At 54.6% G+C, this 18,458-nt stretch carries 15 protein-coding genes and 6 pseudogenes; 14 read left to right on the top strand and 7 right to left on the bottom strand.

Annotated elements, in window-relative coordinates:
* Nucleotides 1–2: 2 nt before the first annotated feature.
* The 8 genes and pseudogenes from O1V66_RS07995 to O1V66_RS07960 all read left to right on the top strand — a co-directional run bounded on the left by O1V66_RS07995 (nucleotide 3) and on the right by O1V66_RS07960 (nucleotide 8,494).
* Nucleotides 3–950 (top strand): transketolase family protein, encoded by a 948-nt coding sequence (locus O1V66_RS07995; RefSeq protein WP_045047698.1) that lies wholly within the window; start codon nucleotides 3–5, stop codon nucleotides 948–950.
* A complete protein-coding gene (locus O1V66_RS07990) occupies nucleotides 940–1,740 on the top strand; it encodes a GolD/DthD family dehydrogenase (protein ID WP_045047699.1) in 801 nt (266 codons plus the stop codon). Before O1V66_RS07995 ends, O1V66_RS07990 begins: the two co-directional genes overlap by 11 nt.
* 112 nt (nucleotides 1,741–1,852) lie before the next feature.
* Nucleotides 1,853–2,785 carry a D-ribose ABC transporter substrate-binding protein gene (locus tag O1V66_RS07985; RefSeq protein ID WP_045047700.1) on the top strand — a complete coding sequence of 311 codons (933 nt, stop codon included), beginning with the start codon at nucleotides 1,853–1,855 and terminating at the stop codon, nucleotides 2,783–2,785.
* Nucleotides 2,786–2,876: 91 nt separating this feature from the next.
* Nucleotides 2,877–3,508 (top strand): annotated as a pseudogene (locus O1V66_RS07980) (DUF2291 family protein).
* Nucleotides 3,509–3,517: 9 nt separating this feature from the next.
* Nucleotides 3,518–5,087, top strand: a pseudogene (locus O1V66_RS07975) (sugar ABC transporter ATP-binding protein).
* Nucleotides 5,088–5,102: 15 nt separating this feature from the next.
* A pseudogene (locus O1V66_RS07970) lies at nucleotides 5,103–6,175 on the top strand (ABC transporter permease).
* A pseudogene (locus O1V66_RS07965) lies at nucleotides 6,168–7,693 on the top strand (FGGY family carbohydrate kinase). The pseudogenes O1V66_RS07970 and O1V66_RS07965 overlap by 8 nt, the downstream one beginning before the upstream one ends.
* 2 nt (nucleotides 7,694–7,695) lie before the next feature.
* Nucleotides 7,696–8,494: pseudogene (locus O1V66_RS07960) on the top strand (SDR family oxidoreductase).
* Between the two features lie 91 nt (nucleotides 8,495–8,585).
* Here the strand turns inward: O1V66_RS07960 and csgG are convergent.
* The 5 genes and pseudogenes from csgG to csgD form a co-directional block, all read right to left on the bottom strand.
* A complete protein-coding gene (csgG, locus tag O1V66_RS07955) occupies nucleotides 8,586–9,416 on the bottom strand; it encodes a curli production assembly/transport protein CsgG (protein WP_045047706.1) in 831 nt (276 codons plus the stop codon).
* A 22-nt stretch (nucleotides 9,417–9,438) separates the two neighbouring features.
* The gene (gene csgF, locus O1V66_RS07950) at nucleotides 9,439–9,843 is read right to left on the bottom strand and encodes a curli production assembly/transport protein CsgF (RefSeq protein WP_152623615.1); all 405 of its coding nucleotides are present in this window, start codon (nucleotides 9,841–9,843) and stop codon (nucleotides 9,439–9,441) included.
* 10 nt (nucleotides 9,844–9,853) lie between these two features.
* A pseudogene (locus O1V66_RS07945) lies at nucleotides 9,854–10,098 on the bottom strand (CsgE family curli-type amyloid fiber assembly protein); the annotation flags it as partial.
* The gene (locus O1V66_RS21860; protein WP_414058444.1) at nucleotides 10,066–10,248 is read right to left on the bottom strand and encodes a CsgE family curli-type amyloid fiber assembly protein; all 183 of its coding nucleotides are present in this window, start codon (nucleotides 10,246–10,248) and stop codon (nucleotides 10,066–10,068) included. The pseudogene O1V66_RS07945 and the gene O1V66_RS21860, both read right to left, overlap by 33 nt.
* A 3-nt stretch (nucleotides 10,249–10,251) precedes the next feature.
* A complete protein-coding gene (csgD, locus tag O1V66_RS07940) occupies nucleotides 10,252–10,902 on the bottom strand; it encodes a biofilm master transcriptional regulator CsgD (protein ID WP_045048184.1) in 651 nt (216 codons plus the stop codon).
* A 662-nt stretch (nucleotides 10,903–11,564) separates the two neighbouring features.
* Here csgD and O1V66_RS07935 point away from each other — a divergent pair.
* The 3 genes from O1V66_RS07935 to csgC all read left to right on the top strand — a co-directional run bounded on the left by O1V66_RS07935 (nucleotide 11,565) and on the right by csgC (nucleotide 12,921).
* A complete protein-coding gene (locus tag O1V66_RS07935; RefSeq protein WP_052673407.1) occupies nucleotides 11,565–12,032 on the top strand; it encodes a hypothetical protein in 468 nt (155 codons plus the stop codon).
* 96 nt (nucleotides 12,033–12,128) lie between these two features.
* On the top strand, nucleotides 12,129–12,536 hold the full coding sequence (locus O1V66_RS07930; protein WP_269128246.1) for a VCBS domain-containing protein: 408 nt from the start codon (nucleotides 12,129–12,131) through the stop codon (nucleotides 12,534–12,536).
* 61 nt (nucleotides 12,537–12,597) lie between these two features.
* Nucleotides 12,598–12,921 carry a curli assembly chaperone CsgC gene (csgC, locus tag O1V66_RS07925; RefSeq protein WP_045047710.1) on the top strand — a complete coding sequence of 108 codons (324 nt, stop codon included), beginning with the start codon at nucleotides 12,598–12,600 and terminating at the stop codon, nucleotides 12,919–12,921.
* Between the two features lie 18 nt (nucleotides 12,922–12,939).
* Here the strand turns inward: csgC and O1V66_RS07920 are convergent, their stop codons facing one another.
* Entirely contained in the window at nucleotides 12,940–14,094 is a 1,155-nt protein-coding gene (locus tag O1V66_RS07920; RefSeq protein ID WP_045047711.1) for an iron-containing alcohol dehydrogenase, read from the bottom strand.
* A 246-nt stretch (nucleotides 14,095–14,340) separates the two neighbouring features.
* Between O1V66_RS07920 and ycjG the strand changes: the two genes are divergently transcribed.
* On the top strand, nucleotides 14,341–15,321 hold the full coding sequence (gene ycjG, locus O1V66_RS07915; protein ID WP_045047712.1) for an L-Ala-D/L-Glu epimerase: 981 nt from the start codon (nucleotides 14,341–14,343) through the stop codon (nucleotides 15,319–15,321).
* Between the two features lie 61 nt (nucleotides 15,322–15,382).
* On the opposite strand, the gene O1V66_RS07910 is transcribed toward ycjG, so the two are convergent.
* Entirely contained in the window at nucleotides 15,383–15,808 is a 426-nt protein-coding gene (locus tag O1V66_RS07910; protein WP_045047713.1) for a hypothetical protein, read from the bottom strand.
* A 380-nt stretch (nucleotides 15,809–16,188) separates the two neighbouring features.
* Here O1V66_RS07910 and zntB point away from each other — a divergent pair, with 380 nt between their 5' ends.
* Entirely contained in the window at nucleotides 16,189–17,172 is a 984-nt protein-coding gene (zntB, locus tag O1V66_RS07905; protein WP_045048186.1) for a zinc transporter ZntB, read from the top strand.
* 368 nt (nucleotides 17,173–17,540) lie between these two features.
* Nucleotides 17,541–18,443: a homocysteine S-methyltransferase family protein gene (locus tag O1V66_RS07900; protein WP_269128245.1), complete on the top strand. Its 903-nt coding sequence runs from the start codon at nucleotides 17,541–17,543 to the stop codon at nucleotides 18,441–18,443.
* Nucleotides 18,444–18,458 lie beyond the last annotated feature (15 nt).

Here is an 18,458-nt window from a genome sequence, read left to right as displayed (position 1 = left end):
TCATGCAAGACTTACGCGACGCCGTCGTTTCGACACTCATTGAACAGCAGGAGCAGGGGGCCAATATCAGCGTGATGGTCGCCGACTCGACCTCCACGTCCAAAATCGCGCCTTTCGAGAAAGCCTTTCCGCAGCGGGTCATCAACGTCGGCATCGCCGAACAGAATATGGTGGGGATGGCGGCCGGTGTGGCCTTGAGTGGTCACGTGGTATTCACCGCCAATGCCGCGCCGTTCCTGTTCGCCCGTTCCAATGAACAGATGAAAAACGACGTCTGTTATTCGGAAACCAACGTCAAGATGCTGGGCCTTAATGCCGGTTTTGCCTATGGTCCGCTCGGCGCTACGCACCACTGCACCAACGATATCGCCATCGCCCGTACCCTCGGCAATCTTCAGGTGTTTGCGCCTGCCGACGCAAGCCAGGCGCAGGCCATCGTCAAACATGCCATTCAGCATCAGGGGCCGGTGTATATCCGCATGGACAGCGACAAGCTGCCGGTGCTGCACGACGAGAACTGGCGTTTTATTCCGGGTCAGCCCGATGTGCTGGCCGAAGGCGACGACGTAGTGGTCTTTACTCTCGGCACGCTTGCGCATGAAGCGCTGGCGGCGCGTGAGCAGGATTGCAACCCGACCGTCGTTTCCCTGCCTTCCCTGTGGCCGCTCGACGAGTTGGCGGTGGTCGAGCTGATTAAATCGCACAAAAAAGTGATCACCATGGAAGAACACGTATTAAGCGGTGGCCTGGGCACCATCATCGGTGAGTTAATCCTTAAATACCGTTTAACGCAGCCGCTGCAGGCCTTCGGTATTCCGGCCTACGAATTCACTCACAGCAGCAGCCGCACCGCGCTGCGCCGTCAATTTTCCATCGATACATCCGGACTGGTCGCCGCACTCAAGGGACCCGCCATTGCCGCTGCTCGGGAGGCCGCGAATGAGCACTAATCAATATGACGTCAACCTGCGTTACGGCGTGGATATCACCCAGTCGCTGGCCGGAAAAGTGGCGGTAATCACCGGCGGGCTGGGCGGCATCGCGATGGCCAGCAACCGCATGATGCTTGAAAAGGGCGCGCATCTGGCGCTGCTATACCCGGCATTCGAAAGTGCAGTCAAAAATCAGGTAGTTGAGGAGCTGGGTGACGAGCGCGTCAGTTATTTCGAGTGCGATGTTACCGATCCGGCGCAGGTCGCACGCGTATTCCAGCAGGTCGAACAGGAATGCGGAAAAATCGACATTCTGGTCAATTGCGCGGGCTATGTGCATCTCGAACCGGCGGTAGAGACCTCTTTTGATCAGTGGCAGAAAAATCTGGCAGTCAATTTGACCGGGCCTTTCCTCTGCTCCCAGGCGGCGGCGCGCAGCATGATTGCTCGTGGACAGGGCGGCAAGATTATCAATATCGCTTCGCAGGCCGCATCGATTGCTATCGATAATCACTGTGCCTACACCTCGGCGAAAGCCGGTTTGCTCGGCATGACCAAAGTGATGGCCAAAGAGTGGGCGGCGCACCAGATTACCGTCAACACGCTGTCACCGACCGTGGTTCTGACGCCGATGGGCGAGAAAGCCTGGCGCGGCGAAAAGGGCGAAGCCATGAAAAAGCTTATTCCACTGGGGCGTTTCGCCTACACCGATGAAATCGCCGCCGCCATTCTGTTCTTCTCGAGCAACGGCAGCGACATGATTACCGGTGCAGACCTGATGATCGATGGCGGATTCACGATTTGGTAAGTCGCAAGACACAAGAAATGCAGTCATAAAAAAAACGGCGTCCACCCTACACATCGACGCCAACACCTTTCCGGTAATCTTTTAAAAACAATAACATTGAGAGAACATCACCATGAAAAAACATCTTGCCCTGTTATCGGTTCTTGCCACGCTGTGTGTTCCTCCCGCCTTTGCCGTTGAAAAAGGCACGCTCGCCATTTTAGTCAACTCGCTGGATAACCCTTACTACTCTGCCGAAGCAAAAGGCGCGCAGGCCAAGGCGGAATCCATGGGATATAAAACGCTGGTGCTGTCTCATGGCGAAGATGTCAAACGTCAGGGCGAGTTGATGAGCCTGGTTATCGGCCGCAAGGTTCAGGGGATTATTCTGGACAACGCCGACTCCCAGGCAAGCGTCGCCGCAGTGAAACAGGCCAAGGACGCCGGTGTGCCGGTTGTGCTCATCAACCGCGAAATTCCGGTCGATGGCGTGGCGCTGGCGCAGATTTCCCACAACAACTTCCAGGCAGGGTCTGACGTCGCCAACGAGTTCGTCGAGAAAATGGGCGAAAAGGGGCCGTATGTCGAACTGACCTGCAACCTCGCCGACAACAACTGTGTGACCCGCTCCAAATCCTTCCATAACGTTATCGATCAATACCCCGATATGAAAATGATCGCCCGTCAGGATGCCAAAGGCACGCTTATCGACGGCAAACGCATCATGGACAGTATTCTTCAGGCGCATCCCGATGTGAAAGGGGTGATTACCGGCAACGGTCCGGTGGCGCTCGGGGCGATCGCTGCGCTGAAAGCCGCCAACCGCAATGACGTGACCGTCGTGGGTATCGACGGCAGCAACGACGAACGCGATGCGGTAAAAGCCGGCACCCTTTACGCCACGGTAATGCTGCAGGCGCAGGCTATCGCGGCACAGGGCGTTGAAATCATTGACCAATACGTGCAGACAGGCAGCTACAGCGGCAAAGAGCGCATCCTGTTCCGCGGCATTCTCATCAAAAAAGACAATGCCGACAAGGTGAACAATTTCAACTATCAGAAATAGCCTTACGGCACGCGCGACCTGCGGCTTTTCATGCGCCGGTCGCCTGTTCAGGATCAAGCCCCGCCGCGACGGGGCTTTTAGGAGAAGCGCAATGTCTAGTCGCTTGATGTGGATAGTGATGGCCTCGCTGATGCTGTGTAGCTGCCGGATCGTGTCTGAAAAAAGCTGGCGGAGCTGAAGAATCCCCCAAATCCTCATATGGCGCAGGCAGCGATGCTGTTTGACCAGAAAATTGCCCCGGAAATAGCCAGCCATGCCAAGCCGTTGTCCGGTCTTTTGGCCCAGATCGACGGCGCGAAAGACTTTGATACGGCCTGTCAGCAACTGGGTTATCGCAGTCAGGCGGAAAACCCGTGCGTGTTTAGCACCACAGTCAGCGGCACGGTGAGCGAAGTCAATACCGAGTCCCGCAACGGACAGGTTGTGGTGAAAAGTGACGACCCGAAAGTCGGTGAAGTCAAAGTGCAGATTGGCCCGACCTTCCGTGGTACCGAGCTTCGCGACAGCTATCGCGGCCTGAGCTACGGCGATTTCAACGATCAGAATATGTTTGGCGATTTTGGCAAGGCCATCAACCAGCGCGCCATCGCGTCGCTTGGCAAAACGGCCTACAAGGTGGGCGACAAGATTACCGTTACCGGCGTATTCAGCGCCTATGACACGCCGCAGCCGCCTATTTTGCTGACGCCCGCCAAGATTGGCCCTGAACAGGCTACACAGTGAGGAGGCGCGATGTTTGAACCACGCAGCAGTAGCCTGGAGCCTGAACCCTTTGTGAACCCTCTGCTTCAGGGGTCGCCGGTGATTATCGAAACCCAGGGCGTATCACGGGTCTATCCGGGCGTAACCGCACTCGACAACGTTAACTATCGCGTTTATCGCAACAAGGTCAACGTGTTGATCGGTGAGAACTGGGGCCGGTAAATCGACCATGATGAAGATGCTGGCGGGCGTTGAAACGCCGTCCAGCGGGCACATTCTGCTCGACGGCGAGCCGGTGTCGCTCACCTCGACGCATCAGGCCGAAAAGCACGGCATCAGTATCATCTTTCAGGAGCTGAATCTGTTTCCGAACATGACGGTGATGGACAACATCTTCATCGGCAACGAGTTTTTCCAGCGCGGCCGTATCAATGTGGACTATCAATATCAACTGGCGAAAGCGCTGCTGGAACGGCTGGAGCTGGACGTCGATCCGATGACCCCGCTGGAAGAGTTGGCTATCGGCCATCAGCAACTGGTGGAGATTGCCCGCGCACTTTCGAAAGACACCCGTGTGCTGATTATGGACGAGCCGACTTCGGCGCTGAGCCAGTCCGAGGTCAAGGTGTTGTTTAACGTAATTGAACAGCTAAAGCGCCGTGGCGTCACCATTATCTACATTTCGCATCGTCTGGAAGAGTTGATGGAAATTGGCGATCACATCACCGTATTTCGCGACGGCAAGTTCGTGGCCGAGCAGGAGGTCAGTCAGGTCAATATTCCGTGGATTATCAGCAGTATGGTTGGGGAAAAAGAGAAGCATTTTGACTATCGCTGCGCCGAAAAAGGCGACACGGTGCTACAGGCGAGCGGCCTGACGCTGTTGCATCAGAACGGCGGTTATTCGTTGAACGATGTCAGCCTGACCCTGCATCAGGGGGAAGTGGTCGGCGTCTACGGGTTGCTGGGCGCAGGGCGAACGGAGCTGTTCAAGACCCTGATTGGCCTGATGAAACAAGATAGCGGTGAAATCCGTCTCAAGGGCAGCAGGATGGAACACACGCCCTTTGCCTATCGTCTCGAACACGGCATGGCGCTGGTGCCCGAAGACAGGCAGGCCGAAGGCCTCATTCAACTGCTGTCGATCAAGATAAACATGACACTGTCACGTTTATGCAGCAAAAGCTTTCTCAAGACCCTGCTGCCTATTCGCGAACAGCCCGAGAATCAGGCGGTACAGCAGATGATAGGCAAACTGTCGATCAAGGTCGGCGATGCCGATTTACCCGTGACCTCCATGAGCGGCGGCAATCAGCAAAAGGTAGTGATTGCCAAGGCATTGATGACCGACCCGAAAGTGGTTTTCCTGGATGAGCCGACCCGTGGCATCGATGTGGGGGCCAAAACCGACGTTTACCACTTGATTGGCGCAATGGCGCAGCAGGGTCTGGCGGTGATGTTCTCCTCCTCCGAACTGGATGAAGTGATGCAACTCGCCGACCGGGTCATCGTCATGGCGGACGGCAAAATCACCGCCGATATCCCGCGCGCCGAGGTGGACAGAGAAAAACTGATCCGCGCCTCGACTCCCCACGATTAAGATTAAGGACAGGCTATGCAAAGTCAAAAATATCTTGTTTACATGTACTTACTCAAGGCGCGCACCTTTATTGCCTTACTGATCGTGGTCGCGTTCTTCAGCACGATGGTGCCGAACTTTATCACCACCTCCAACTTGTTAATCATGACCCAGCACGTGGCGATTACCGGTCTGCTGGCAGTCGGCATGACGCTGGTCATTTTGACCGGTGGCATTGACCTCTCGGTCGGGGCAGTAGCCGGGATCTGCGGGATGATTGGCGGCGCGCTGCTTTCATTCGGTATTCCGCTATGGGGCGACAACCTGCTGTTTCTCAACGTGTTCGAGGTAATTGGCGTGGTCGCCATTGCCGGTATTCTTATCGGTACGGTCAACGGGCTGGTCATTACCAAACTCGGCGTCGCCCCCTTTATCTGTACTCTGGGCATGATGTATGTCGCGCGCGGTGCATCGCTTTTAACTACCGACGGCAAAACCTTTCCGAATCTGAACGGCGTTGAACCACTCGGCAACACCGGTTTTTCGCTGCTGGGTTCCGGCACCTTTCTGGGTGTTTACAACCCAATCTGGCTGATGGTGGCCGTCGTACTGCTCGGAATTTACCTGACCAAGAAAACGCCGCTTGGCCGCTATATCTATGCGATTGGCGGCAATGAATCGGCGGCGCGACTGGCCGGTGTGCCGATTTCGAAAGTGAAGATTTTCGTTTATGCCTTTTCCGGTTTCTGTGCCGCACTGGTCGGGCTGGTCGTGGCTTCGCAGCTGCAAACCGCGCACCCGATGACCGGCAACATGTTCGAAATGGACGCCATCGGGGCCACCGTGCTCGGCGGGACGGCGCTCGCAGGCGGGCGCGGGCGGGTCTTTGGCTCGATTATCGGGGCCTTCGTGATTGTGTTCTTGGCCGACGGGCTGGTCATGCTCGGCGTCAGCGAATTCTGGCAAATGGTTATCAAAGGTCTGGTTATCGTGACGGCGGTAGTTATCGATCAGTTCCAGCAACGTCTGCAAAGCAAGGTTACGCTGATGCGTCGCCACGAAAAAAGTTGCAGGCGGCTCAACCGCTCTCTGAGGTGAAGCATGTCTGAACCCCGTGACGTGATTGTGGCCATTGATGAAGGCACCAGCAATGCCAAGGCGGTAGCGATTGACGGGCAGGGCAAAGTCATTGCCCAGTCGTCGCGGCCCTTGCAGGTGCAGACGCCGCAGGCCGGTTGGGTCGAGCAGCGCGGCGAAGTGCTGATTGACGCCTCGCTGACGGTACTGCGCGAAGTGATAGCCAATGTCGGCGCAGAACGTATTGCGGCACTTGCGATAAGCAATCAGCGCGAAACGGCGATGGGCTGGTATCAGAGCAGCGGCGAACCCATTGGTCCTGCCATCACCTGGCAATGTTCCCGCAGTGCCGCGTTTTGTGAACAGTTGCGCAGCGATAATCAGGAACAGAAAATTCGCGAAGTGACCGGGCTGCCGATAGCGCCGCTGTTTTCGGCCTCGAAAATGCGCTGGCTTCTCGACAGTTTACCGGACGGCTATCGGCAGGCGGAGGCGGGGGAAATCTGCCTCGGTACTGTCGATGCCTGGCTATTGTGGAATCTCACGGGAGGCAGGGCTTTTCGATGTGATACTTCAAATGCCGCCCGCACCCAACTCCTGAACCTGCACAGCGGCGACTGGGACAGCGAGATGCTCGAGCTGTTTGGTATTCCGCGTGCGGCGCTGCCGGAAATCTGTCCTTCCAGCGGCCTGTTTGGCACCACTTATCATCTTGACGGCATTCCCGACGGCATTCCGATTCTCGCCATGGTCGGCGATTCGCACGCCGCGCTCTATGGGCACGGATTGGGCGAAGCCGGGGGCGTAAAGGCAACCTACGGCACCGGTTCGTCGGTCATGGCACCCATCGCACAACCCGAAAGCAGCATCACGCAGCTGGCCACTACCGTGGCCTGGCACGACGGACAGCGCGTGGTGTACGGGCTTGAGGGCAACATTCCTCATACCGGCGATGCGGTGGCGTGGATGGCGCAGATTACGGGCCTGACCGACGGCAAGGGGAAACCCTGGCGCGGGCGCTGAACGAGTTACCGGCCAGCGTGGAGTCAACGCTCGGGGTCTATTTCGTTCCGGCGCTGACCGGTGCGGGTGCGCCGTGGTGGGACGGTCAGGCGCGCGGGGCGATAAGCGGGTTGAGCCGAGGCGTTGACCGTGCGCATCTGATTCGTGCGGCGCTGGAATCCATTGCCTACCAGATTGCCGACGTCATTGATGCCATGCGCCTGCATCCCGACTTTCATCTGGCGTCATTGATGGTCGACGGCGGCCCGACGCGCAACCCGTGGCTGATGCAGTTTCAGGCGGATCTGCTCGGCTGCGAGGTCTTGCGCAGCAATACGCCGGAGCTGTCGGCGCTGGGTGCTGGCCTGCTGGCGCGTCGCGCGCTCGATAATCTGGATGACGCCCAGCTGCTGGCCCTGTTACCGCAGCACGATGTCTTTACGCCCAATGCCGAACGGCATGCGCTGCTGCAACGTGAGTGGCAAGGCTGGAAAACCGCCGTTGCCCGCACCTTGACGACTTCACGCCCCCCATTTTCAGGAGAATAATAATGAACAGAGATTTCAGTGGTAAAACCGTGGTGATTACCGGAGCCTGTCGCGGCATCGGTGCGGGCATCGCCGAGCGTTTCGCCCGCGACGGCGCAAATCTGGTGATGGTCTCCAATGCCGAGCGCGTATTTGACACGGCCGAGGCGCTGCACGAGAAATACGGCGTGGCCATTCTGCCGCTCCAGGTGGATGTCACCGACGAGCCGCAGGTGCAGAGCCTCTACCGTCAGGCCGTGGAGAAATTCGGCAGGGTGGATGTATCGATACAGAAACGCAGGGGTGATAACCATCGATCACTTCGACAGCATGCCCAAGGAGGATTTCGAACGCGTGCTGGCGGTCAATACCACCGGCGTATGGCTGTGCTGTCGCGAGGCGGCAAAAATCATGGTCAGACAACAATCCGGCAGTCTTATCAACACTTCGTCGGGGCAGGGACGTCAGGGCTTTATCTATACGCCGCACTACGCGGCAAGCAAGATGGGCGTCATCGGCATTACCCAGAGTCTGGCGCTGGAACTCGCCCCCTACAATATAACCGTCAACGCGTTCTGCCCCGGCATTATCGAAAGCGAGATGTGGGACTATAACGACAGGGTGTGGGGCGAAATCCTCGGTACCGAGGAAAAACGTTATGGCAAAGGCGAGTTGATGGCGGAGTGGGTGCAAAATATTCCCCTGAAACGTGCGGGACAGCCGGACGATGTCGCAGGACTGGTGGCCTTTTTGGCCTCTGACGATGCACGGTATCTTACGGGTCAGACGATTAATATCGATGGCGGCCTGATTATGTCCTGAGAGTAATATTTCTTTAATAGCGGCAGACAATCCATCGCCCCCGCATTCCAGCGCGAGAATGCGGGGGCGATGGCTATTATGCACGATGAAATCAGGACATCGGCACCTGCATCTGTTTGTATTTATCGAGAATAGGCGAGCGGCTGTCGGCGCTGTTTTGCAATTGCCACAGATTGCGATCGATACCGTCATTAATCATGTAAATGACGCCCGTTTCAATCGCCGACATGAGACACAGCATGACAGGTTCATTGGTTGTGAAACCGACTTCGCCCTCCAGCAGTCGCTGATAATCGACAAAGCGGAAGACCCCGGCCTGAAACTCGTAGGAAAGAATGGTTTTGCTGGTGTTGACGGAAGAGAGCACTTCACCAGTATTAATATCCACCGCACGCAGGTTTACGGCTATCTGATCCAGTTGATATTGCGTGCTGGCACCGATGCCGAAATAACGCGCACCGGCACCGCCCGATTTCACATTGCTCTCGTAACCAATAATCGAACCTTCAATCAGAATATTGGCGGCAATCAATGACGACAGCGGACGGGCATTATTGATAGCCACGCTGCCATTTTCCTGGGCGGCACGAATAATCTTTCTCTCGTTCAGCAGGTTTTGCAGTCCCTGACGTTCCAGCGGAATAAACCATTTCGAATCTTTAAGTGCCGTCACCAGCATGGCCGTGGCGCTCTGCGGAACGGCGGTTGAAAAGTTGCTGGCGGGATAAGGTTTGAACTGGCCGGTTTCATCCTGAATATTATAAACCGACACAAAAATGCGGCCTTTTGCCGGTGGCAGATGAGTCAGGTCTTTATAACTCTGCGCACGCGGTAACAGAGTCGGCTTTGCCGCTTCCCTGGGCGCAGAGGTCACACAACCGCCAAGCAGTAAAGCGGCAATCAAGAGGTAAGCATTACGCATATTCTTATTATCCTGTGGTGAGTCAATTGGTCGCCGTAAGACCTTGAACCTGAATGGTGGAGGTTTTGCCGGTGGAGCGGTCGGTCACGTTCATGACCAGTTGGCCGTCGGTATTTTGCACATCGACAATAAAGTCCTGAGTGACCAGACGGCCCGGTTTGCCCTGACTGATATTGCCCATCAACCCGCTCAGTAATTGAGATTGCAGTGCGGTACTGAAATTATCCAATGCACTGGGCGTTGAAGTATCAAAATCGTAGGCGTCAGGATCTTTATAAGAGTTCTGGGCATTGGCCTCATTAAGCAGAAAAGAACCGTTATTAGGATTACCGCCGAAATTGGGGTTTACGAACTGAAAGACCATATTTCCTCCCCACGACAGCGGAGAAAAGAGTAGAGCCGATAGTGCTATCAGGAATATTTTCATGATGTTCCCCTTAAAATTCATCACCGGACAAATCGCCGGTACCCAGAAGTGTTTTATCTATTTGCCGTCTCGATAATGCCTCACCGACGCTTTGCACGGCGGTGTCGACCTCTTTGCCAAAATTATGCCGGTTCGGAAATAACAACGTTTGATACAGTAAATCCTGACCGACTTTTATGGTTATCCAACTGCCCCAACGTGCGCTGGGCCGTTCGCTTATCGTCATGGTTTCCGGAAGATTTTTTCCCAGCGGTCGGTAAAAAGTCGATAGAAATCATGACCCACCGCGCTTACGGTATGGTCGGTGATGAGTCCGGGGTCGCGAATGTCCTTGATATTCGCCGCCTGTGCGCCCATGCCGCTTAATAGTCCCCACAGCAACAACATGATTACGCTGCTTTTCATGAGCTACCGCCTGAGATTTTCATTGGCCCAGGTCACGGCCTGCGTACGGTTTTTAACGGCTATTTTTTTAAACAGGTTATAGAGGTGGGTTTTTACCGTGTTTTCACTGATAAACAGCAGTTGGGCGATTTCATGGTTCGACGCCCCCATGCGCAGTTTATTCAGGATCTCGCTTTCACGTTGGGTAATACCGGTCTGTTCATAATTGATATAGCGGTGCTGCCCCGATTGATTGACCAGATAGCGGGTAAAACGGGGCGAAAAGTAGCATTCGTCACGCAATACACTGCTAATGCCATCCGTCAGCTGCGTTTCGCCCGTCGAGGGATAAAATACGGCGCTGATGGTGGGCCAGCGTTCGATTTCATAAAAGGGGTAATCCTCCGGCGCATTCAAAAGCAATGTTTTCACCTGCGCGTGATATTGCGAAAGCGCCGTTTGCCAGTGAATCGCCATTTTTTTGTCTGCCTGCGCAATATCAAAAATAACCAGTATTTCATCCGTTATCGGAACATCCAGAGGTTTATTGATATGGTGTAACTTCGTATTAATGCCGAGTTTATAGCTTAACTGGATCAACAAGGCCGAAGACTGAAGAGAAGGTTTGGTGACCAGCAGCAATACTTTATTCGACGGTGTCGTTTCTGGAGTCATCATTGCGTGTATCCTAATTAGATAAGTCATCGCTTTCTCGAATGCAGGAAAAAGACGATGAGTTATCTGCTGTGTAAATTCCCTGGTGCAAGCGTCTTTCTATCTTGTTATTGCGCATTGGGTATTCATACCCGCCGCTGTCTTATCAATTTAGCGCGGCTGTATTTGAAATCAAGAGGGGGCAGGCAACCGATAAAGATTAACTCATAAGCCCTTTTAACGTGTAAAAAGCGACCGGCAAGGAAAGGGTGAAGGTAAAATGAGAGGCTAAGGTTTTATTCCCTTGAATTTAATGCGTATTTATATTTTAAGTGTTCTTTTTTTAAATCTTTTTCTTTAGGATTTATTCGTTTGGTTAATCGTCTATGTTCAGTAATATTAAAGCGCTGGCAATATTCCTAAGCTGATATTTTTGACCGTAATCACAAATAAATTTTCTTGAATCATCAGTGGGAGTTATAAAAGAGGCGGCTTTATTCTGACTTGGGCTTAATTACTTTGCCTGGTAATGATTTAATCGAATTATTCCTAACAAAAAACAGTGGCATTATTCTCATGCTTTCGTATGAGTAACTATAAAAAATACCACTTAACGATGAGTTTATTTTTTATGGCGCTATGCATAATGTCATTAACGACCCGAAATAATATAGGCGGGAGTCATGAAAGGTATAAACGAATACATGATAAAAGGCAGGGTGACGGCACTTTTTTTAACCGCCAGTCTGTTCGCGCCCTCTGTATTTTCCCAGCAAAGCGATTTGGCCTCTTCGGAGACATTTACGCAGCAAAACGAAATGAGCAATCCGGGCTTTGAAAAACTCGTGGCAGGTTACGGCAACCAGGCGCTTATTGGCCAGCGAGGAAATGATAATACGGCCGTCATTAGTCAAAGAGGCAGTGGAAATACTCTCGATATTCATCAGTCCGGTGACGATAACACAGCGCTGGTTGCTCAGGGCGGCAGCGGGAATTCGGCATCGGTGGAGCAGCAAGGATTTGGCAACACCGCGTTAATCGCCCAGAAGGGCAGGAGAAACGTGGCGCAAATAAGCCAAAGTGGTACGGACCGCTCGGCCGGGATCGTACAAAACGCGTCAGGAATGGCAATAAAAGTGACGCAGCGTTAGTCGTCAAGGCAGTCCAACATAACCATCAAATCTCAAACCTATGGGGTAGCATCATGAAACTGTGGAAAATAATGGCAGTATCCGCGCTGGTCTTTAGTGGTACAACGATGGCGGCAGAATTCGGCGGACCGGGCGGCGGTTCTTCGGCACCGGTATTCCAGGCGACCTCCTGGGGCTCCGAATTGCAGATTTATCAGGAAGGCTCGCACAACGTGGCTAACGCAGCGCAGACTCAGGCGCAGAAACTCGCTGACCGATATCAATCAGTACGGCAATCACAATACCGCCTCCACGGCACAGCAGGGCGACAGAAGCATTCTGACCGTCGACCAGCACGGTAACTATAACTACGCCGATGCCCTGCAAACCGGCGACAAGAGCAAACTGCTGATTAGCCAGAGTGGTTCCGGTAACTTTGTGACCTCGACACAAAGCGCCAACAGCAGTCTGGTCAATGTCGAGCAGGTTGGTAATGGCAACAGAGCCTATGCATTGCAACGCTAATGCGCGTTCAACGTAACTAAAAAAACAGGGCCACGCCCTGTTTTTTTATGGAGGTTACCCGATGGTTTCAATGTTGATAGCCGCCGTATTGAGCCAGCCTTTGTGGTTTGTTCATCAACAGCAGGGGCAGCGGTACACAGTGACACCTATGGCGCATCTCACCACAGAGTGCGCCTGCCGGGTGCTTGTTCGTTTTAAAAAACAGACGCAGGCGGGCAGCAGTACCAGCCAGCAGCAGGGCAATATCGTGATAGCCGCCAACAATGATGTGGCCCTGTCGAACATGCAGTTTAGGCTCGAACAGGGCGATACCGCAGAAATTACCGTGTCCATTACAGACGGCAGACAGGTGGCCTTTGAACAACGCCTCCGCCTGCCGCAGTAACGGCGAGGTTTATGCGGCTCAATAGCTCAGTGTCAAAATGGTTTTGGCGCGGTCGAAATCAATATCTTCCCGCTCACCCATCGGCAGCATATCGAAGCGCTGGAGATTCTCCAGAATATCGTCGATTGCGGTTTTAGGGTGACCCAGCGCACCAAGCTGCGTTTTCAGGCCCATCAATTCAAAAAATTCGCGCGTTTTGGCAATCGCGGCATCGATGCGGCTGTCCTCGTCGCCCGTCTGGATATTCCACACCCGCTCTGCATATTGCAGCAGTTTTTGCCTTTTCCCGTCGCGCTGAACCTGCAACAGGCTGGGGAGCAAAATTGCCAGCGTCTGGGCGTGATCGATGCCGTAAAGCGCGGTGAGCTGGTGGCCGATACGGTGCGTGGCCCAGTCCTGCGGCACACCGACGGCAATCAGACCGTTGAGCGCAAGCGTGGCGGACCAGGTAATGGCCGAGCGCACGTCATAGTTTTCAGGATCGTGCAGCGCCTTCGGCCCTTCTTCGAGTAGAGTCAGCATAATGCCTTCGGCGAAACGGTCCTGCACTTTGCCGTATACCGGATAGGTCAGATACTGCTCGATAACGTGGATAAAGGCATCGACGACGCCATTGGCGACCTGCGTGACAGGCAGCGTGTAGGTTTTGGTCGGATCCAGCACGGAAAATTTCGGGAACAGCAGCGGGTCGCTGTAACCGGTTTTCTGACCTAGCCCGGTGTGGGTCACTACGGCCACATGGTTGGTTTCGGAGCCGGTTGCGGGCAGGGTCATGACACAGCCCAGCGGGAGCGCCCTGGCGAGAGGCTGACGTTTCGACCAGAGTGGCCAGATATCGCCCTCATAACAGGCCGCCGCCGCGATAAACTTGGTGCCATCCACAACCGATCCGCCGCCGACCGCCAGCAGAAAATCTATCTTGTTCTCTTTTACTACCTCGACGGCCTTCATCAGTGTATCGAAATGCGGGTTCACTTCGATACCGCCAAATTCAAACGTGACGCGGTCACCCAATGCGGCCTGCACTTCATCCAGCGTGCCGTACTTTTTGGCGCTTCCGCCGCCGTAGGTGATTAATACCCGGGCATTGGCGGGAATATGCTTGCCGATGTCGCCAATACGATTGGCCCCAAACAAAACGCGAGTGGGATTATAGAAATCAAAATTGAACATGGCCGACTCCTGTTAAATGGAATGCAATATTGTCGACCATCATAATGCCGCAGGAAAGAAAAGACCGGTGCGATTACCCGCTTATGGCCGCACAAACTGCTTATGTCTCGGCGGCAAGTTGCGGATTATGCCGAATGCCGAAAAAGCGCGGAATTCTGCGCTTTCTGCCATATTCGGCCATCTCACTGTCTATACTGACAAAAGCCTCCCCGCATTGTGCCCGAAGGCGTTTTCATGGAGTGGTGAATGAGAAGCGTACGCTTTTATCCTGAAGCCTGGCCGCTACATACGGCTTTTGTTATTGCTCGCGGCAGTCGTACCGAAGCGCGCGTTATCGTGGTAGAAATCGAAGAAGACGGCGTGGTGGGCATCGGCGAATGCACGCCGTACCCGCGCTATGGAGAAAGTGAAATTTCGGTGATGGCAGAACTTGAGGCCATAAGTGGGCGGATCCAGCAGGGCGTTGACCGCCAGACCCTGCAAACGCTGCTGCCTGCGGGCGCCGCGCGCAATGCCATCGATTCGGCGCTATGGAGTCTTGAGCAGCAGCAGCGCGGGCAAACCCTGTGGCAGCTTAACCAGATGACGCCGCTGGCGTGTATCAGCATGGCGCAAACCCTGAGTATCGATACCCCCGAGGCTATGGCGCAGGCCGCACTTGCCCATCAGCAAAATGGCGTGACCCTGCTCAAGGTCAAACTCGACGATCATTTCATCACGGAAAGAATGGTCGCCATTCGCAGCGTTGCGCCCAATGTCTCGCTGATTGTCGATGCCAACGAATCCTGGCAAAGCGAAGGGCTGGCGTCACGCTGTCAGTTGCTTGCGGATCTTGGCGTGCTGATGCTCGAGCAACCGCTCGCCGCCGGACACGACGAGGCGCTGGCCAACTTTATTCATCCGCTCCCCATCTGTGCCGACGAAAGCTGTCATACGGTTGATGATTTGGCGCAGCTGGTCGGGCGCTACGACATGGTCAATATCAAGCTGGATAAAACCGGAGGATTGACCGGGGCGCTGGCGCTGGCGTCGGCGGCGAAGGCGCAGGGTCTGGAGGTGATGCTGGGCTGCATGTTGTGCACCTCGCGTGCGGTGCGGGCCGCACTGCCGTTAACCGTAGGCGCGAAGTTTATCGATCTCGACGGGCCGACCTGGTTGTCGAAAGACGTGGTGCCCGGACTAGCGTTTCATGCGGGGGTCATTGATCTTCAGGCAACGGGCGATTAACCGGCCTGCGGCAACAAGCCCCTGTCAAACACGGAAGGGGCTTGCGCGTCGAAAGTGGGAATTACTTCTTGGCCAGCGGATCGAAAACGGTATACGGCGTGCAGCTATATTGCTGACCGGCCATCGTCAAATGATACAGCTCTGCGCCCTTGCTGCCCGCAGGGCTTTCATTGATACCGAAATTGACCGTAGTGTTGGACGGGTCCGGCGTGAAGGTTTTGGTGTCCGCATTATACGTCGACAGGGTGTACTTCACTTTGTCGCTTTCGTCTTCGGTACGGTTTCCAAAGTAGATTTGGCTGGCGTTGGTTTTCGGATCGGTGATTTGCAGCACCATGGTATCCTGACTGGTTATCGCGCTGGTCAGCACTTTCATGCCGCCGCAGTGGGTATAACCCGCCGCCGTGTAATTTCCGATCATCTCGGCCGCGTGGACGGCCTGGGTCATTGATCCCAGAACCAGCAATGACAGAAGCATTTTTTTCATTTTATTGTTTTACCTGATAGAAAAGGACAGTTGTGTCGGCAATGAGCGAAACCTCATGGCAGTAGTGTATGAATTAGTAACTCAGCGTCTATTTGTTCAATGAAAGAAAATATGTCAGAGCCCGCCGCATGCGACTTCTCATGCGCATTTCGTTTTGTCTTTCCCTAATCTCGGCCTGACCTCTTTTCGCGAAACAGCCCGCCATGTCCGCACATTTTGATACACTCTCGCCCGCGCGGCACACCACTTATCGGCACGGGCATGGCATCATTATGGCCTCTGTCTGCCGCCTCATGCAGGAGGCGGCATCGCCGATGTATTGGTACTTCAAAGAGTTACCGCTAAACTGATAATAATTAAACGGGAAAGTGAGAAATATTGTGGATGTCATCAAGGGTGAAGAACTGCAAGTGTCAGACGCCGTATACGCGTATCAACTGGACGGAAAGGGCGGGGTCAACGAAATAAATCAGCAATGCGTGGCCAGCGCCGAAAAACCTTGCTGGCTGCACCTCGATTACTCCCTGCCGGAAAGTGAAAAGTGGATTAACAGTACGCCGGTGCTGCCCGACAACGTGCGCGAAGCGCTGGCCGGAGAGAGCATTCGGCCAAAAGTGCTGCGCATGGGCGAAGGGACGCTGGTAACGCTGCGCAGCATCAATCTCAACGCCAACGCCCGCCCCGACCAGCTGGTCACCATCCGCGTCTATCTGACCGACAAGATGATTATCTCGACCCGTCATCGCAAAGTGTTTTCGATGAATGACATCATCAACGACATGCAGCACGGCAGTGGTCCGACCGATACCGGCACCTGGCTTGTGGAGATGTGCGACGGTCTGACCGATCACACCAGCGATTTTATTGAAGACCTGCACGACAAGATTATCGATTTCGAAGATGCCCTGATGGAGCAGCAACTGCCTGAACGCGGGCAGATGGCGCTGCTGCGTAAGCAACTGATTGTCCTGAGGCGGTATATGTCGCCGCAGCGCGATGTGTTTGCGCGTCTGGCGAGCGAGAGACTGCCGTGGATGACGGACGACGAACGACGCCGAATGCAGGAGATTTCGGACCGACTCGGACGCGGGCTCGACGATCTTGACGCCAGCATTGCGCGAACCGCCGTCCTGTCCGACGAAATAAGCTCCCTGATGGCCGATGCGCTCAACCGCCGCACCTATACCATGTCCCTGCTGGCGATGGTGTTTCTGCCGACGACCTTCCTGACCGGACTTTTCGGGGTCAATCTGGGCGGCATTCCGGGCGCAAGTCATCCTCTCGGCTTCTCGATTTTCTGTGGGATTCTGGTGATGCTGGTGGGAGGCGTGGCCTGGTGGATGAAGCGCAGCAAGTGGCTGTAACGTTTGGCCCGATAAAATTCGAATAAAAAAAGCCGGTCAAAGACCGGCGTTGTTCGAATTCATTGCAAGCAAGAATTCTAAACCAGGAAGAAGTAGAACAATTATGGAGCACAACGCCCATCGCTTGACGTTGCATTCACCTGCGAAATAGATAGTGCCTTAGTTCATCATTAAATTTATTGATTTAGCGCAAGGGTTACGCGTTTAACGCACTCTCTCAACCCCCGCCTGCCCGTTTTTGCTTTCACCCCTCTATCCATAAAGATATCTAGACATCCAAACGCGTGTTTTGTAGAGTGTCATCCACCTTGATTTTTTAAAACCTTATAGACACCCCCTAACGGTAAACTGCGGACAATCTTATAAAAATGAGCAAAAAAACAGTGATTCTGGATGGCGGTATGGGCCGCGAACTCGCGCGTATGGGCGCACCTTTTCGTCAGCCCGAGTGGTCCGCGCTGGCCTTGATGGAGGCACCGCACTTTGTGCGTCAGGCCCATGATGCCTTTATTGCCGCGGGTTCCGAGGTTATTTCCACCAACAGTTATGCCGTGGTGCCTTTCCACGTCGGCGATGACGTCTTTGCCGGGCAGGGCGCAGAACCGATTGCCCTGTCAGGCAAGCTCGCCCGTGAAGCGGCCGATGCCGCGCCGGTGCCGGTAAAGGTGGCCGGTTCGCTGCCGCCGGTGCTGGGTTCCTATCGCCCCGATCTGTTTGAACCGACGCAGGCGAAGCGTCTGCTTACCGTGCTGGTCGACAATCTGAAAGACAGTGTTGACCTGTGGCTTGCCGAAACGCAAAGCGCGGTGGTGGAAGTCGAATTGGTGCGCGAAGTGCTTGGTAACGATCCGCGCCCGCTGTGGCTCTCCTTTACCCTTCAGGATGCGCTTGGCGACGACGGCAAGGCGGTGCTGCGTTCGGGCGAATCCGTTACCGAGGCCGTGAACGCCGTGCTGCGTCTGGCGGGCAGCGCTATCTTGTTCAACTGCAGTCGTCCGGAAGTGATGGCAAGCGCCGTGCATGAGGCGCGGGAAGTGGCGACCCGACATGGCTCTGCGCTGGACATCGGCGTTTATGCCAATGCCTTCGAGCCTTCCGACAATAAACGCGGGGCCAATGAAGGCCTCAGCGAAATGCGCAAAGATACCGATCCTCAAGGTTACCTGCATTTCGCAGAAACCTGGGTCGAAGCAGGAGCCACGATGGTCGGCGGCTGCTGCGGTATCGGTCCGGAGCATATTGCCGCGCTGAAACAGTCCTTGGGCCGTTAAAAAAAATACGCATTA

It is taken from the genome of Rouxiella chamberiensis (genome assembly GCF_026967475.1).
Lineage (GTDB): Bacteria > Pseudomonadota > Gammaproteobacteria > Enterobacterales > Enterobacteriaceae > Rouxiella > Rouxiella chamberiensis.
This window is presented reverse-complemented; position numbering and strand designations above follow the sequence as displayed.

Bases quoted from the DNA above. Each gene is read 5' to 3' on its own strand.
- O1V66_RS07910 (WP_045047713.1), bottom strand. From the start codon at position 15,808: ATGAAAAAAATGCTTCTGTCATTGCTGGTTCTGGGATCAATGACCCAG.
- O1V66_RS07900 (WP_269128245.1), top strand. From the start codon at position 17,541: ATGAGCAAAAAAACAGTGATTCTGGATGGCGGTATGGGCCGCGAACTC.
- csgF (WP_152623615.1), bottom strand. From the start codon at position 9,843: ATGAAAATATTCCTGATAGCACTATCGGCTCTACTCTTTTCTCCGCTG.
- csgD (WP_045048184.1), bottom strand. From the start codon at position 10,902: ATGACTCCAGAAACGACACCGTCGAATAAAGTATTGCTGCTGGTCACC.
- O1V66_RS07990 (WP_045047699.1), top strand. From the start codon at position 940: ATGAGCACTAATCAATATGACGTCAACCTGCGTTACGGCGTGGATATC.
- csgC (WP_045047710.1), top strand. From the start codon at position 12,598: ATGGTTTCAATGTTGATAGCCGCCGTATTGAGCCAGCCTTTGTGGTTT.
- ycjG (WP_045047712.1), top strand. From the start codon at position 14,341: ATGAGAAGCGTACGCTTTTATCCTGAAGCCTGGCCGCTACATACGGCT.
- O1V66_RS21860 (WP_414058444.1), bottom strand. From the start codon at position 10,248: ATGAAAAGCAGCGTAATCATGTTGTTGCTGTGGGGACTATTAAGCGGC.
- csgG (WP_045047706.1), bottom strand. From the start codon at position 9,416: ATGCGTAATGCTTACCTCTTGATTGCCGCTTTACTGCTTGGCGGTTGT.
- O1V66_RS07920 (WP_045047711.1), bottom strand. From the start codon at position 14,094: ATGTTCAATTTTGATTTCTATAATCCCACTCGCGTTTTGTTTGGGGCC.
- O1V66_RS07995 (WP_045047698.1), top strand. From the start codon at position 3: ATGCAAGACTTACGCGACGCCGTCGTTTCGACACTCATTGAACAGCAG.
- O1V66_RS07985 (WP_045047700.1), top strand. From the start codon at position 1,853: ATGAAAAAACATCTTGCCCTGTTATCGGTTCTTGCCACGCTGTGTGTT.
- O1V66_RS07935 (WP_052673407.1), top strand. From the start codon at position 11,565: ATGAAAGGTATAAACGAATACATGATAAAAGGCAGGGTGACGGCACTT.